This is a genomic window from Streptomyces sp. NBC_00358 (assembly GCF_036099295.1).
Classification (GTDB): Bacteria; Actinomycetota; Actinomycetes; order Streptomycetales; family Streptomycetaceae; genus Streptomyces.
The window spans coordinates 3,586,136-3,600,065 of the sequence record NZ_CP107976.1; the positions used below are offsets into that span (position 1 = coordinate 3,586,136).

The following is a 13,930-nucleotide window of genomic DNA, read 5'->3' on the forward strand; positions in this document are numbered from 1 at the left end:
GTCACCTCAGCTTCGGGTCGAGGGCGTCGCGCACCGCGTCGCCGAGCATGATGAACGCGAGCACGGTGATCGCGAGCGCGCCGGCCGGCCACAGCAGCATGTGCGGGGCCTGGCGGATGTACGCGGAGGCCGAGGAGATGTCGATGCCCCAGCTCACCGTCGGGGGCTTGAGACCGACCCCCAGGTACGACAGCGTCGCCTCCAGCGAGATGTACGTGCCGAGCGCGATGGTCGCGACGACGATCACCGGCGCGACCGCGTTCGGGGTGATGTGCCGCAGCATCAGCCGGGAGTTGGAGGCGCCGAGCGCGCGGGCCGCCTGGACGTAGTCGTTCTCCTTGGTGGTGATGACGGAGCCGCGCGCGATACGGGAGATCTGCGGCCAGCCGAGCAGCACCATGAACCCGACGACCGGCCAGATCGTGTTGCTGGTCACCACGGAGAGGAGGACCAGACCGCCGAGCACCACGGGGATCGCGAAGAAGATGTCGGTGGTCCGGGACAGGATCGAGTCGCCCACCCCGCCGTAGAACCCGGCGAGCCCGCCGAGGAACGAGCCGAGGAGCGCGACCCCGAGCGTGGCGAGCACACCGACGCTGATCGAGACGCGGGTCCCGTACACGGTCCGCGTGTAGACGTCGCAGCCCTGGCCGTCGTAGCCGAAGGGGTGTCCGGACTGCGAGCCCTGCTGCGCCTTGGAGAGGTCGCACTGGAGCGGGCTCTGGGAGGTGATCAGGGAGGGCCAGATCGAGATCACGACCAGGAAGAGGATGACCAGTCCGGAGATGATGAAGACGGGGTTGCGGCGCAGGTCCCGCCAGGCGTCGGACCACAGGGAGCGCGGCTTCTCCTTCGGCCCGGTTCCCTCCGGTCCTCCCGGCGTCTTCTCCAGGGTCTCCGCTTCGCTCGATCCGAGGTCCATGGTGCCGCCGAAGCCGGTCGGGGCCATGGCGAGGTCCTCCGGCGGGGGACCCTGCGGCCCGTGGTGCGGTTCTTCCTCGTACGGCGGCTGCTCAGGCATAGCGGATCCTCGGGTCGAGTACGGCGTACAGAAGGTCGACGAGCAGGTTGGCGACCAGGAAGACGAGGACGAGGATGGTCACGAAGCCGACGACGGTCTGGGTGTTCTGGTGCACGATCCCCTGGTAGAGCTGGTAGCCGACGCCGTGGATGTTGAAGATCCGCTCGGTGACGATCGCGCCGCCCATCAGCGCGCCGATGTCGGTGCCGATGAAGGTGACGACGGGGATCAGCGAGTTGCGCAGCAGGTGCCGGGTGGTCACCCGGCGCCGTGACAGGCCCTTGGCGACGGCCGTACGGACGTAGTCGGACCGTTTGTTCTCCGCGATGGAGGTACGGGTCAGCCGGGTCACGTACGCGAGGGACACCGAGGCCAGCACCAGGCCGGGAACGATCAGCTCGCCGAAGGTGGCGTCCGCGGAGACGGACGGTTTGATCCAGCCCCACTTGATGCCGAGCAGTAGTTGGGCCAGCAGACCGGTGACGAAGGTCGGCACGGAGATGACCACGAGGGTGAGCAGCAGGACGCCGGTGTCGACGGGCCGGCCGCGGCGCAGACCGGTGATGACGCCGAGCGTGATGCCGATGACGATCTCGAAGAAGATCGCGACGATCGTCAGCCGGATGGTGACCGGGAAGGCGGAGGCCATCAGCTCGGTGACCGGCTGTCCGGTGAACGCGGTGCCGAAGTCTCCGGTGAAGATGTGGCCGATGTAGGTCAGGTACTGCTGCCACAGGGGTTTGTCCAGGCCGAACTCCGTGCGCAGCTGGGCGGCCGTCGCGGGGTCGCACTGCCGTTCACCGCACAGGCCCGCGATGGGGTCGCCCATCACGTTCACCATCAGGAAGATGAGAATGGTGGCGCCGAAGAAGACCGGGATCATCTGCAGCAGACGCCGGATGACGTACCGTCCCATGAGTGCTCCGGAGATAGAGGGGCGGGCCGTTTCGACGGGCCCGCCCCGGGCGGCTCAGTTGACGGTGATCTCGTTGTAGACCGGGACGCTGAACTGGTTCAGTGCCACGTTCGAGACCTTGTCCGAGTAGCCGGCGCTGCCGTTCTGGTACCAGAGCGGGATGGCGGCCATGTTGTCCCGGACGACCCCTTCGGACTGCTGGAAGAGCTTGATGGCCTTGCTGGTGTCGGTCTCGGCGTTCGCCTGGTTGACGAGGCTGTCGAACTGCTTGTTCGACCACTGGCCGTCGTTGGAGGACGCGTTCGTGTAGTACAGCGGCTGGAGGAAGTTCTGGATCAGCGGGTAGTCCATCTGCCAGCCGGCCCGGAACGGACCGGGCATCTTGTGCTGCCCGATCTGGTTGCGGAAGTCGGCGAACGTGCCGATCGGGTTGCCGACGCAGGCCTTCTCGTTGCCGAGCGCGTTGTTGATGGAGTTGCAGACGGCGTCGACCCACTCCTTGTGGGACCCGGTGTCCGCGTTGTACGAGATCTTGACCTGGCCGCCGGGCAGACCGCCGCCCTCCTGGACCATCTTCTTGGCCTCGGTCGGGTTGTAGTCGCAGTACTTGCCGCACAGGCCTTCCTGGAAGCCGCCCTTCTCGCCGAGCACCGGTGAGGTCCAGTCGCTGGCGGGCGTCCGCGTCTTCTGGAAGATCGTGTCGGTGATCTGCTGGCGGTTGATCGCCATGGACAGTCCCTGACGGACCTTCGTCGCGCCGCTGGTGTTCCACTTCGGGTCGTAGAACGGGAAGGCGAGCGTCTGGATGATGCCGGCCGGGGTGTTGATGTACCGGCCGTTCAGGTCGGTCTTGGCGTTCTTGAGCTGGGCCGCGGGCACGTCGTCGACGAGGTCGAGGTTGCCGGCCAGGAGGTCGTTGTAGGCGGTGTTGTTGTCCGTGTAGACCTTGAGGGTCACACCGGCGTTCTGCGCCTTGTCGTCACCGGGGTAGCCGTCCCACTTCACCAGGGACATCTGGGAGCCCTTGGAGTAGGAGTCGATGGTGTACGGGCCGTTGCCGATGGGCTTCTTCACCCAGGCCGCGTGGTCGCTGAAGAACGACTTGGGCAGCGGCGAGAAGGCCGCGTAGCCGAGGGTGTCCGGGAAGGTCGAGAACTTCTGGGTGAGCTTGACGGTGAACGTGTCCGTGCCGGTCACCTTGAGCCCGGAGAGGGTGTCCGCGGTCTGGCTGCCCGTTTCGGGGTGCACCTTGTCGTAGCCGTCGATGTACCCGAAGAAGTACGCGTTCTTCTGGTTGTTCTTCAGGCTGGCGCCGTAGTTCCAGGCGTCGACGAAGGACTGCGCGGTGACGGCCTCGCCGTTGCTGAACTTCCAGCCGCTCTTGACCGTGATCGTGAAGTTCTGCGAGTCGGTGGTGTCGATCTTCTGGGCGAGCATGTCCTCGGCGGCGCCGGTCTTGGCGTTGTACCGCTTCAGCCCGCGGAAGATCATGTCGAGGACCTTGCCGCCCTGCACCTCGTTGGTGTTGGACGGTTCGAGCGGGTTCTGCGGGTCACCCCAGGAGGCACTGACGGTGCCGGAGCCGCTGCTGCTGCCACCCCCTCCGCCCCCGCAGGCGGACGCCGCGAGGGCTACCGCCACCGCGCATGCGGCCCATTTGGCGTGTGTGGCTCCACGCATGGAGTGCCTCCTCAAGAGTGCGCTGTGCCGCCGGCGCCGGGGTCGGGGTCGGACGTCCGGCTCCGGTGCGTTGTGCCTTTAGGGCCCAATATCCGTCCATACATGGCGCATCGCACATTTACCCCACCCTTTCGGGTGTCGGTCCATCCGGAAGGGGGTACTCCAAACGCGCCGTCAGAGGATCTTGACCTTCGGCGAAGAGGATCTTGACCTTCGGCGCAACAGGTCTCCGCACTTCGATACGGAACCGTTGATTCCAGCGCACCAGATGTACGCATTCCGAGACTCCGGCGTCCGGATAACGAACTCATTGACCGTTTCGCGTAATTGGTCCGAATCCGGACACAGAACGGCCACGATGCGCTACACGCGTAGTTACGCCGAGGTCAAATCCAGGCAAAGACAGTAAAGAGAAACCCAAGGCGACCGAGATTTTATTGACCTTGCATGAATTGCGTTGAAAAAGTCCGGCGTAGCCCGTAGGGAGCGCCCTGCGGAGCCCTTGACCCCCACGGGCCTGGAGCACCATGACCCCCCCTACTCCTTCCGCGGCCGCCCCGCTTGAGGTGACCGACGAGAGTGCCGAGATCTCGGCGCACTCTCCCGCCGCCAAGGCCAACGAGAGCCGGTCCCCGGGACAACTCGCGTGGCTCCGGTTCAAACGGGACCGCACGGGCGTCATATCGGCGTACATAGTGATTGTCTTCTTCGTCGTGTCGATCGCCGCGCCGCTCATCGCGAAGCTGTACGGCAAGGACCCGACCACGACCTACGGTCTCAACCAGCCCGGCCTGCTCGGCGACAACAGCTTCCCGATCAAGGCGAACGGCGGTATCAGCGGCGACTTCTGGTTCGGGCTGGAGCCCGGCCTCGGCCGTGACGTGTTCACGTTCCTGCTCTACGGCATCCGCAACTCGCTGCTGATCGCCACGGCGGTCACGCTGCTGGTCGTGATCATCGGTGTCGTGATGGGCATCACCGCCGGCTACATGGGGAACAAGACCGACTGGCTCATCGGCCGGGTCATCGACATCCTGCTGGCCTTCCCCTCGCAGCTCTTCTTCATCGCGTTCACCCCGGTCGTGCTCGCCCTGTTCGTGGCGGACGACGAGAACACGCCGGGCTGGCTCACCGTGGTGTCCCTCATCGGCATCCTCACCATCTTCGGCTGGGCCTCCATCGCCCGACTGCTGCGCGGCCAGGTGATGGCCCTGCGGGAGCGTGAGTTCGTAGAGGCCGCCAGGGTCACGGGCGCCTCGCCGGCCCGCATCATCTTCAAGGAACTGCTGCCCAATCTCTGGACGCCGATCCTGATCCAGGCCACGCTCAACCTGCCGTTGATGGTCACCACGGAGGCAGGTCTCGCCTTCCTGGGCGTGGGCGTGAAGGAATCCACGCCCGACTGGGGCGTCATGCTCGGTCGCGCCGCCGACGTCTACCAGGACGACATCACGTACCTGCTGTTCCCGGGTCTCACGATGGTGGTCTTCGTCCTGGCGTTCAACCTCCTCGGAGACTCGCTGCGCGACGCGCTCGACCCCAAGACCAAGCGCTAGATCCGGTCCCTCAGGGGCCACGGCAACGACGCCGGGTGCCGGCTTCTCTCATCACACTCACTCTCAAGGCAGGATGCGATGTCTTTTTCGCGCAGAAATTTCCTGATCGCGACCGGTGTTGCGGCCGCAGCTGGCTCCGTGCTCACCGCGTGCAGCAGCGGTGACTCCACCGGGAGTGGCTCCGGCGGTGGCAAGCAGGACGCCGCCAAGGCGCACACCACCCAGGTCAAGATCGGCACCAAGGCGGACTCCACGGGCCCCGCGCCCGAGGTCTCCGGCGCGAAGAAGGGCGGGACGGTCTACCTGCTCAACGACGACGACGTCTCGCACCTCGACCCGCAGCGCATCTACTACGCGTGGAACTCGCTCGCGTCGATCGTCCTCAACCGCGCGCTGACCGGCTACAAGGTCGGCGACGACGGTTCGCTGACCCTCGTCGGTGACCTCGCCACGGACACGGGCACGATGACCGACGGCGGCAAGACCTGGGCCTTCACCCTGAAGGACGGCGTCAAGTGGGAGGACGGCACCGACGTCACCGTCGACGACGTCCGCCACGGCATAGAGCGCGCCTTCGCCAGCTTCATCACTGAGGGCGCCATGTACGTCCAGCAGTGGCTGACCGGCTCGGCGGAGTACCGCAAGTCGTACCCGGGCCCGTACAAGAACAAGCACCTGAAGTCGATCGTGACCAGCGGCAAGACGGTCACCTTCCACCTCTCCGAGGCGCGCCCCGACTTCAACTACGTCGTCGCGATGAACTCGTACGCGCCGACCCCGGTGAAGAAGGACACCAAGGAGAACTACGACAAGAAGCCGGTCTCCAACGGTCCCTACCGGGTGAAGTCCCACGTCACCGACAAGTCGATGGTCCTGGTCCGCAACGAGCACTGGGACGCGGCCACCGACCCGATCCGCAACGCCTACCCGGACGAGTTCGACTTCACCTTCGGCGTCGAGCAGCTCACCGCGATCGACCGCCTGCTCGCCGACTCCGGCAAGGACCAGTACGCCGTGTCCTGGCGCACGATCCCCCAGGAGCGCATCACGAAGGCGCAGTCGGAGGCCAAGGACCGCATCTTCATGCAGCTCGGCAGCGGCGTCAGCGTCTACTGGATCAACACCACCCGGATCACGGACCACTCCGTCCGTGAGGCCCTGATCAAGGCGTGGCCGACCGCGCAGATCCGTCAGCTCCAGGGCGGCTCGGCCAAGGGCGACTTCGCCACCGGCATCATGAGCCCGCTCGTGGCCGGCTACGAGTCGCAGGACGTGTGGGGCAAGCTCAAGACCCCCGCGGGCGACCCGGCCGCCGCGAAGAAGATCCTGAAGAAGGCCGGCAAGACCGGCTACAAGGTCGTCTACGCCTACCAGCAGGACGACGTCCAGCCGAAGCTCGCGGTCGTGATCGAGAACGCCCTCAAGGCGGCCGGCTTCGACGTGGTCACCAAGTCCATCGACTCGACCACCTGGTACGACCAGATCGGCAAGGTCGACAACCCGTACGACGTGTACTGGGGCGGCTGGGGCTCCGACTGGCCGACCGGTTACTCGGTCTTCCAGCCGCTGTTCGACAGCAAGGGCATCACCGACGGCGGCTCGAACTACGCCCACCTCAACGACCCGGCCGTCGACGCCGCGATCAAGGCCGCCACGGCCGAGACCGACCAGACGAAGGCCAACAAGATGTGGGCCGCCCTGGACAAGCAGGTCACCGAGACCGCGGCGTTCATCCCGGACCTGTACATGAGGCGCATCTACCTCCACGGCTCCAAGCTCGGCAACGTCAAGATGGACCCGAACTTCGACGGTTGCATGCTCTACAAGATGTACGTCAAGGCCTGATCCGTCCGCCGGGTGGGGCGGCCACGCGCCGCCCCACCCGGTCCGCCTTCCGCGGTCTCTTCGTCACACCCGGTCCGAATTCGCTCCGCATGACGGCCCATCCCAGGAAAGCCACTCCCCATGCTTCGCTTCCTCGTCCGCCGCATCCTCGGCGCCGTGATAACGCTGGTGATCATCAGTGCGATCACGTTCATGCTCTTCTACGCGGTGCCGCGCGATCCGGCCCGGATGGCCTGCGGCAAGCTCTGCACCCCGGACACGCTCCTGGTGATCCGCCACAACATGGGGATCACCGATTCGCTGCCCGTGCAGTACTGGCACTGGCTGACGGGCATCTTCCTCGGCCGGGACTACGGGTCCTACGGCCACTGTGACGCGCCGTGCCTCGGCTACTCGTTCAGCAGCCGTCAGCCCGTCCTCTCGACGATCATGAGCCGCTTCCCGACGACGATCTCGCTCGCCATCGGATCGTCCGTGGTGTTCCTCATCTTCGGTGTCGGTGCCGGCATGCTCGCCGCCGTAAAGCAGGGCAAGGCCCTCGACAAGATCGCCAGCAGCGCCTCGCTGATCGCCTCGTCGATGCAGATCTACTTCGTCGGCACGCTGGCCCTGTACGTCTTCGTCTACCAGCTGCACATACTGGACCAGCCCTCGTACACGGACTTCACCGACAACCCCGCCTCGTGGGTCAACGGACTGCTGCTTCCCTGGCTCGTGCTGGCGCTGATCTTCACCGCGAACTACACCCGCATGACGCGCTCCCAACTGGTGGAGCAGCTCAGCGAGGACTACGTGCGCACCGCCCGCGCCAAGGGACTCTCCCGCAGGAACGTCTTCTTCCGCTTCGCCTGGCGCGGCGCGATGGGACCGATCGTCACCGTCTTCGGCATCGACCTCGGCGTCCTGCTCGGCGGCGCGGTGATCACCGAGAAGACCTTCAGTCTCCAGGGTGTCGGCCTGCTCGCCCTGAAGTCCGTGACCGCGAACGACCTGCCCATGCTGCTCGGCATCATGGTCATCACCGCGTCCTTCGTGGTCATCGCCAACATCGTCGTGGACGCCGTCTACGCCCTGATCGACCCGCGTATCCGGCTCGCCTGATCCGCCGCCCCCACCAGCTACCCCGCATCACCCCCTCAGGAGCGTCCCCGTGACGAGCACCGACCAGCAGCCCTTCCTGTCCGTCAAGGACCTGAAGGTGCACTTCTCCACCGAGGACGGCACCGTCAAGGCCGTCGACGGCCTCTCCTTCGACCTCGTCCGCGGCAGGACCCTGGGCATCGTCGGTGAGTCAGGGTCCGGCAAGTCCGTCACGAACCTGACGATCCTGGGGCTGCACAACCCGGACAACACGGCCGTCGAGGGCTCCATCACCCTCGACGGACAGGAGCTCAACGGCGCTCCGGAAAAGCTGCTGGAGAAGCTGCGCGGCAACAAGATGTCGATGATCTTCCAGGACGCCCTGACCTCTCTGTCGCCGTACCACACCATCGGTGCGCAGATCGGCGAGACGTACCGCAAGCACACGGGGTGCTCCAAGCGGGAGGCCAGGACTCGCGCCATCGAGATGCTGACCCGCGTCGGCATCCCGCAGCCGGACATCCGGGTGGACGACTATCCGCACCAGTTCTCCGGCGGTATGCGCCAGCGCGCGATGATCGCGATGGCGCTGGTCTGCGACCCCGAGCTGCTGATCGCGGACGAGCCGACCACCGCGCTCGACGTGACCGTGCAGGCCCAGATCATGGACCTGCTCAAGGACCTCCAGCAGGAGTTCGGCACGGCGATCATCTTCATCACCCACGACCTCGGCGTCATCGCCGACATCGCGGACGACGTCCTGGTGATGTACGGCGGCCGGTGCGTGGAGCGGGGCACCAAGAAGGAGGTGCTGCGCGCGCCGCAGCACCCCTACACCTTGGGCCTGCTCGCTTCGATGCCGAGCCTGGAGGGTCCTGTCGACGTTCCGCTGACTCCGATCCCCGGCTCGCCCCCCTCGCTCCTCAACCCGCCCTCCGGCTGCCGCTTCCACCCTCGGTGCACCTTCGCCGAGAAGGTGGACGGCGGGCGCTGCTCCTCCGAGCGCCCCCTGCTGGAGATCACGGACGGACGCGGTTCCGCCTGCCACCTGACCGCCGACCAGCGCCGCGAGCTCTTCAGCGACTTCGCCGGCAGCCGGGCCAACTGACGTAAACGAGACGGGAATTCACCACCATGAGCAGCACCACTCCCCTCCTGGACGTCTCCGGGCTCCGCATGCACTTCCCCATCAAGGGCGGTTTCCCCATCCGTCGTACGGTGGGCGCGGTCCAGGCCGTGGACGGTCTGGACTTCCAGGTGGCCGAGGGCGAGAGCCTGGGGCTGGTCGGTGAGTCCGGATGCGGCAAGTCGACGACGGGCCGGCTGATCACCCGCCTGCTGGAGCCGACGGCCGGCAAGATCGTCTACCGCGGCCAGGACATCACGCACGCCGACCGCAGGAAGCTGGCGCCGGTCCGCTCCGAGATCCAGATGATCTTCCAGGACCCGTACGCCTCCCTCAACCCGAGGCACACGGTCGGCAAGATCATCTCGGGTCCGATGGAGGTCAACGACATCAACCCGCCCGGCGGCCGCGAGAAGCGCGTGCGCGAGCTGCTGGAGACGGTGGGCCTCAACCCCGAGCACTACAACCGCTTCCCGCACGAGTTCTCCGGCGGTCAGCGCCAGCGTATCGGGGTGGCCCGCGCCCTGGCCCTGGAGCCGAAGCTGATCGTCGCGGACGAGCCGGTCTCGGCCCTCGACGTCTCGATCCAGGCGCAGGTGGTGAACCTGCTCCAGAAGCTTCAGAAGGACCTGGGCATCGCGTTCGTCTTCATCGCGCACGACCTCGCGATCGTCCGGCACTTCTCGCAGCGTGTGGCGGTCATGTACCTCGGCAAGATCGTGGAGATCGCCAACCGCGACGACCTGTACGACAACCCGCGCCACCCGTACACGCGCGCACTGCTCTCCGCCGTCCCCGAGGTCAGGGTGGACGACGCCCCCGACCGCGAGCGCATCCGTCTCACCGGCGACGTCCCCTCTCCGATCAACCCGCCGTCGGGCTGCCGCTTCCGCACCCGCTGCTGGAAGGCGACGGAGAAGTGCGCGAGCGAGGCTCCGCCGCTGGTGCAGATCTCGGGCAGCAACGACGGTCACCTGACGGCGTGCCACTACCCGGAGACGAAGGAGACCATTCCGGCCCAGCGTCTCTCCAAGGACCCCGAGGCGGCGGTCTGACACACCCCTTTCCGTCAGCCGCCCCCTTCAGAAACCGACTTTCCCGGCCCATTGACCCGAGCCTATGAACGCCGGTTTCAGGGGAGACGAAGGCCCGCACCGTCTCGGTGCGGGCCTTCTGCGTCCCCCTGGGAATCGCGGGGTCCTGACGGAACCGTTCCGGCCCCGGCCGGCAGGGTCAGCCCGACTCCAGATCCCCGCGCTCCACGCAGAACTCGTTGCCCTCCGGGTCCGCGAGGAGGACCCAGCCCCCGCCGTCCGGGCGGATGTGGTCCGCGACGCGGCCGGCGCCGAGGGACAGGGCGCGTTCGACCTCCTCGTCGCGGGTGCGGCCGTGCGGGGTCAGATCGAGGTGGACACGGTTCTTGACCGTCTTGCCCTCGGGGACCCGCACGAACAGGAGGGTCGGGCCACCGGACGGGTCCACGATCACCGCTTCCGGATCACCGGGCTTGTCGTCGTCGGCGAGCGGCCGACCCAGCAACTCGCTCCAGAACAGCCCGACATCGTACGGATCGCCGGTGCAGTCGAAGGTGATGGTGCGGATGGTGGGGTGCGACAACTGGGCTTCTGCCATGGTCTAGGCCCCCGTCCGGCCGTCGGCCAGTTCGCGCAGGATGTCGAGGTGGCCGTTGTGGCGGGCCGTCTCCTCCACGAGGTGGAGGACGATCCAGCGGAGGTCGAAGCGCGCGCCGTCGCGGCCCGGCCGCTCGGCCTTGGCGTCGAGGTCGTGCGCCGCCACCAACTCGCGGTAACGGGCGCTCTGTTCGTCGTACTCGTCGAGCAACTGCGACAGCGGGAAGTCGACGGCGACGCGCATCTCGCGGTCGGGGTCCTCGTCCGTCCAGGGCCCCTTGTCCTCCTCGCCCAGGAAGACCACCTGGAACCAGTAGTACTCGACCCAGCGGAGATGGTTGACGAGCCCGCTGAGGGTCATCAGCGGGGACCCGGGCAGCGGGGCCTTGCGGGCGTCCTCCGCGGACACCCCGTCGCACTTGGCGCGGACGGTGGCGCGGGCGTAGTCGAGGAAGGTGGCCAACTGGGTACGCTCGTCCCAGGTGGGGGGCGTGTCCGTTCGTTTCTGTGAAGTCATCGGGGTGAAGCATCCCGGTCGCCCCGGTCGGTGTCGAGCGATTATCCGGCAGCCCGGAACGGCCAACAGGCGGCATCCCCGGCGGTGTTGCCTTGACTCCGACACCACCGGCAGACTGTCGCGTCATGCCCCTGCACCTGCGCGGAACGGTCCTGCCCGACGGCGTCGTGCGCGACCTCTGGACACTCGGCGACCGGATCACCTTCGAGCGCCCCTCCGCCCCGGCGGACACCGTCGCCGACGGCGGATTCCTGCTGCCGGGCCTCGTGGACGTCCACACGCACCCGGGTGCCGCCGCCGGGGACGACCCGGTCTTCGATCCGGAGGTCTTCGCCGAGCAGATCGCCGAGCACCGGGACGCGGGTGTCACGGCCCTGCGGTTTCCGGGGCTGCTGGGCGAGATCCCCGACGAGCTGAGGGAGGCCCCCGGTTCACCCCGCATGATCACGGCGGGACGCTGGCTGGCCTGGGCCGGGCTCTCCCGCAGCGCCGGGTTCCACACGGTGACCGACGACCTGGTCGCCGCGGCGGTGGCCGAGGCGAAGGCCCACGACGGGTGGTGCAAGCTCATGGGCGACTGGGACTTCGAGGCGCCACCGGTGCCGTACGAGTTGCTGCGCGCCGTGGTCGACGGCGTGCACGCCGCGGGCGGCCGGGTCGCGGCGCACTGCCAGTCCGCGGAAGGAGTGCTGGGCGCGGCCCGCGCGGGGGTCGACTCGATCGAACACGGCATGGGGATGCCTCAGGAGTGCGTCGGGCTGATGGCCGGGCACGGCACGTCGTACGTCCCCACGCTCACCGCGTTCGCGCAGAGCGCGCCCCTCCGCGCCAAGGACAACGCCCGGGGCCGGCTCTGGCACGAGGGGCACCGCACGATGATCCGCCGGGTCCAGGAGGCGTACGACGCCGGTGTCACCGTCCTGGCCGGCACAGACTCGGCGCCCCATGGCAACGTCGCCGTCGAGGTCGAGCACCTCATCGGCGCCGGGCTTCCTCCCGAGGCCGCCGTCGGCGCGGCGAGCTGGACCGCCCGCGCCTTTCTGGGGCTGCCCCTGCTGGCCGAGGGCGCCCTGGCCGACATCACCGTCTATGACACGGACCCCCGCGAGGACGCGGGCGTCCTGCGTCACCCGCGCCGCGTCGTGCTGCGCGGCCGGATCATCCGCTGAGCCCCTGGGCCTCCCTCTCCTCGTCCCTGGCCACGAGCTCGGCCTCGAAACCGTCGGTGTTCTCCAGATAGGCGGCGTACTGCCCGGGGCCGCCCGCGTGGGGATGGCGTTCCGGGAACAGCAGCGTCCAGCCGTACTCGGGCGCCTCCTCGACGAGCGTGTCGAGTTCGGCACGGCTGGAGACATGGAAGGCGAGGTGGTTGAGCCCCGGGCGCAGTCGGTCGTGGTGATCGGCGACAAGGGCGGGCGACCGCTCGAAGACGAGGTAGGTCTCCCCCAGCCGCCAGCTCCGGCCGTCCGGCCAGTCCTGGTACGGCGCGTACCCGAGCCGCTCCAGCAGCCAGCCCCAGGAGCGCACCGCCCGCCCCAGGTCCGGCACCCACAGTTCGATGTGATGCAGCATCTCGTCCCGTTCCTCGCAAACGCTGTCGGAGCCCGGTCCCCCGGTTGCCCGTCGACCGGCAGCCGGTCACCCGGTCGGGTCCCACCGGTCGGCCGGCCGGTTCAACCTGGCATGTTTTCCACGGACTTGCCCACCCGATTCCTTCACCCGATTCCTTCCCGATCAGTGGTTTCGGACGGCCCCGCGGGCTGACAGACTGCTGTGATGACTGACCGTTCGTTCAGTGATGTCTCCCTCGCCGCCCTGTACGACACGCTGAATCCATGGGGACCGAGTGACGATTTCTACCTGGACCTGGTGATGTCCGCGCGGTCCGTGCTCGATGTCGGGTGCGGGACGGGGCGGCTGCTGGCGCAGGCCCGGGAGTCCGGCCACGGGGGACGGCTGTGCGGGCTCGATCCCGCCGCGGCCATGCTGGTGCAGGCGCGCCGGCGGGCCTCCGTCGAGTGGGTGCTCGGGGATCTCGGATCGGCGCGCTGGGAGCGGGAGTTCGACCTCGTCGTGATGACCGGGCACGCGTTCCAGGTGCTCGTCGGCGACGAGGAGGTGCGCTTCGCGCTGGGCGCCGTACGGCAGGCTCTGCGCGACGGCGGGCGGTTCGTCTTCGAGACCCGCAATCCCGCTGTACGGGCGTGGGAGGACTGGAGGCCCGAGCGGGCACGCGAGGTCGTCGACGCGTACGGGAACGCCGTACGGGTCCGCCACGAGGTCGAGGCGCCGGTGCTCGGGGACCGCGTGACGTTCAGCGAGACGTTCGAGCACGCGCGCTGGGGGCGGCCGAGGACCAGCCGCAGCACTCTGCGGTTCCTGGACGCCGACGCCTTGCGGGAGTTCCTCGGTGAGGCCGGGCTCGTCGTGCGCGAGCAGTACGGGAACTGGGGGCGCGAGCCGCTCTCCGCCACCGCCCCCGAGATCATCACCGTCGCCGGGCCTGCCTGACGGGCGAGAGCGGGCCCGCGCACAGGGCGCGGACCCGCTCCGTACGC

At 67.8% G+C, this 13,930-nt stretch carries 13 protein-coding genes; 7 read left to right on the top strand and 6 right to left on the bottom strand.

Features of this window, described 5'->3' with window-relative positions:
• Nucleotide 1: 1 nt before the first annotated feature.
• The 3 genes from OHT01_RS14890 to OHT01_RS14900 are packed head-to-tail and all read right to left on the bottom strand — an operon-like array spanning nucleotide 2 to nucleotide 3,617.
• Nucleotides 2-1,021, bottom strand: coding sequence for an ABC transporter permease (locus tag OHT01_RS14890; protein WP_405916196.1), 1,020 nt, complete (start codon nucleotides 1,019-1,021; stop codon nucleotides 2-4).
• Entirely contained in the window at nucleotides 1,014-1,937 is a 924-nt protein-coding gene (locus tag OHT01_RS14895) for an ABC transporter permease (protein WP_328553634.1), read from the bottom strand. The genes OHT01_RS14890 and OHT01_RS14895 overlap by 8 nt, the downstream gene beginning before the upstream one ends.
• Nucleotides 1,938-1,991: 54 nt before the next feature.
• The gene (locus tag OHT01_RS14900) at nucleotides 1,992-3,617 is read right to left on the bottom strand and encodes a peptide ABC transporter substrate-binding protein (protein WP_328553635.1); all 1,626 of its coding nucleotides are present in this window, start codon (nucleotides 3,615-3,617) and stop codon (nucleotides 1,992-1,994) included.
• 527 nt (nucleotides 3,618-4,144) lie between these two features.
• Between OHT01_RS14900 and OHT01_RS14905 the strand changes: the two genes are divergently transcribed.
• The 5 genes from OHT01_RS14905 (at nucleotide 4,145) to OHT01_RS14925 (ending at nucleotide 10,279) form a co-directional block, all read left to right on the top strand.
• The gene (locus tag OHT01_RS14905) at nucleotides 4,145-5,173 is read left to right on the top strand and encodes an ABC transporter permease (RefSeq protein WP_328553636.1); all 1,029 of its coding nucleotides are present in this window, start codon (nucleotides 4,145-4,147) and stop codon (nucleotides 5,171-5,173) included.
• A gap of 78 nt (nucleotides 5,174-5,251) precedes the next feature.
• Nucleotides 5,252-7,018, top strand: coding sequence for an ABC transporter substrate-binding protein (locus tag OHT01_RS14910; protein WP_328553637.1), 1,767 nt, complete (start codon nucleotides 5,252-5,254; stop codon nucleotides 7,016-7,018).
• Nucleotides 7,019-7,138: 120 nt separating this feature from the next.
• The gene (locus OHT01_RS14915) at nucleotides 7,139-8,119 is read left to right on the top strand and encodes an ABC transporter permease (RefSeq protein WP_328553638.1); all 981 of its coding nucleotides are present in this window, start codon (nucleotides 7,139-7,141) and stop codon (nucleotides 8,117-8,119) included.
• A 49-nt stretch (nucleotides 8,120-8,168) separates the two neighbouring features.
• Nucleotides 8,169-9,206 carry an ABC transporter ATP-binding protein gene (locus tag OHT01_RS14920; RefSeq protein WP_328553639.1) on the top strand — a complete coding sequence of 346 codons (1,038 nt, stop codon included), beginning with the start codon at nucleotides 8,169-8,171 and terminating at the stop codon, nucleotides 9,204-9,206.
• Between the two features lie 26 nt (nucleotides 9,207-9,232).
• Nucleotides 9,233-10,279 carry an ABC transporter ATP-binding protein gene (locus OHT01_RS14925; RefSeq protein ID WP_328553640.1) on the top strand — a complete coding sequence of 349 codons (1,047 nt, stop codon included), beginning with the start codon at nucleotides 9,233-9,235 and terminating at the stop codon, nucleotides 10,277-10,279.
• Between the two features lie 178 nt (nucleotides 10,280-10,457).
• On the opposite strand, the gene OHT01_RS14930 is transcribed toward OHT01_RS14925, so the two are convergent.
• Both OHT01_RS14930 and OHT01_RS14935 read right to left on the bottom strand, forming a co-directional pair.
• Nucleotides 10,458-10,856 carry a VOC family protein gene (locus OHT01_RS14930; RefSeq protein ID WP_328553641.1) on the bottom strand — a complete coding sequence of 133 codons (399 nt, stop codon included), beginning with the start codon at nucleotides 10,854-10,856 and terminating at the stop codon, nucleotides 10,458-10,460.
• A gap of 3 nt (nucleotides 10,857-10,859) precedes the next feature.
• The gene (locus tag OHT01_RS14935) at nucleotides 10,860-11,372 is read right to left on the bottom strand and encodes a DinB family protein (RefSeq protein WP_328553642.1); all 513 of its coding nucleotides are present in this window, start codon (nucleotides 11,370-11,372) and stop codon (nucleotides 10,860-10,862) included.
• Between the two features lie 125 nt (nucleotides 11,373-11,497).
• Here OHT01_RS14935 and OHT01_RS14940 point away from each other — a divergent pair, with 125 nt between their 5' ends.
• On the top strand, nucleotides 11,498-12,541 hold the full coding sequence (locus tag OHT01_RS14940; RefSeq protein ID WP_328553643.1) for an amidohydrolase family protein: 1,044 nt from the start codon (nucleotides 11,498-11,500) through the stop codon (nucleotides 12,539-12,541).
• Here OHT01_RS14940 and OHT01_RS14945 read toward each other — a convergent pair.
• Nucleotides 12,531-12,944, bottom strand: coding sequence for a VOC family protein (locus OHT01_RS14945; RefSeq protein WP_328553644.1), 414 nt, complete (start codon nucleotides 12,942-12,944; stop codon nucleotides 12,531-12,533). The genes OHT01_RS14940 and OHT01_RS14945 overlap by 11 nt on opposite strands.
• Before the next feature lie 204 nt (nucleotides 12,945-13,148).
• Between OHT01_RS14945 and OHT01_RS14950 the strand changes: the two genes are divergently transcribed.
• Nucleotides 13,149-13,883, top strand: coding sequence for a class I SAM-dependent methyltransferase (locus tag OHT01_RS14950; protein WP_328553645.1), 735 nt, complete (start codon nucleotides 13,149-13,151; stop codon nucleotides 13,881-13,883).
• The last annotated feature ends 47 nt before the right edge of the window (nucleotides 13,884-13,930 follow it).

Bases quoted from the DNA above. Each gene is read 5' to 3' on its own strand.
- OHT01_RS14945 (WP_328553644.1), bottom strand. From the start codon at position 12,944: ATGCTGCATCACATCGAACTGTGGGTGCCGGACCTGGGGCGGGCGGTG.
- OHT01_RS14905 (WP_328553636.1), top strand. From the start codon at position 4,145: ATGACCCCCCCTACTCCTTCCGCGGCCGCCCCGCTTGAGGTGACCGAC.
- OHT01_RS14915 (WP_328553638.1), top strand. From the start codon at position 7,139: ATGCTTCGCTTCCTCGTCCGCCGCATCCTCGGCGCCGTGATAACGCTG.
- OHT01_RS14890 (WP_405916196.1), bottom strand. From the start codon at position 1,021: ATGCCTGAGCAGCCGCCGTACGAGGAAGAACCGCACCACGGGCCGCAG.
- OHT01_RS14910 (WP_328553637.1), top strand. From the start codon at position 5,252: ATGTCTTTTTCGCGCAGAAATTTCCTGATCGCGACCGGTGTTGCGGCC.
- OHT01_RS14950 (WP_328553645.1), top strand. From the start codon at position 13,149: ATGACTGACCGTTCGTTCAGTGATGTCTCCCTCGCCGCCCTGTACGAC.
- OHT01_RS14935 (WP_328553642.1), bottom strand. From the start codon at position 11,372: ATGACTTCACAGAAACGAACGGACACGCCCCCCACCTGGGACGAGCGT.
- OHT01_RS14895 (WP_328553634.1), bottom strand. From the start codon at position 1,937: ATGGGACGGTACGTCATCCGGCGTCTGCTGCAGATGATCCCGGTCTTC.
- OHT01_RS14940 (WP_328553643.1), top strand. From the start codon at position 11,498: ATGCCCCTGCACCTGCGCGGAACGGTCCTGCCCGACGGCGTCGTGCGC.
- OHT01_RS14925 (WP_328553640.1), top strand. From the start codon at position 9,233: ATGAGCAGCACCACTCCCCTCCTGGACGTCTCCGGGCTCCGCATGCAC.
- OHT01_RS14900 (WP_328553635.1), bottom strand. From the start codon at position 3,617: ATGCGTGGAGCCACACACGCCAAATGGGCCGCATGCGCGGTGGCGGTA.
- OHT01_RS14930 (WP_328553641.1), bottom strand. From the start codon at position 10,856: ATGGCAGAAGCCCAGTTGTCGCACCCCACCATCCGCACCATCACCTTC.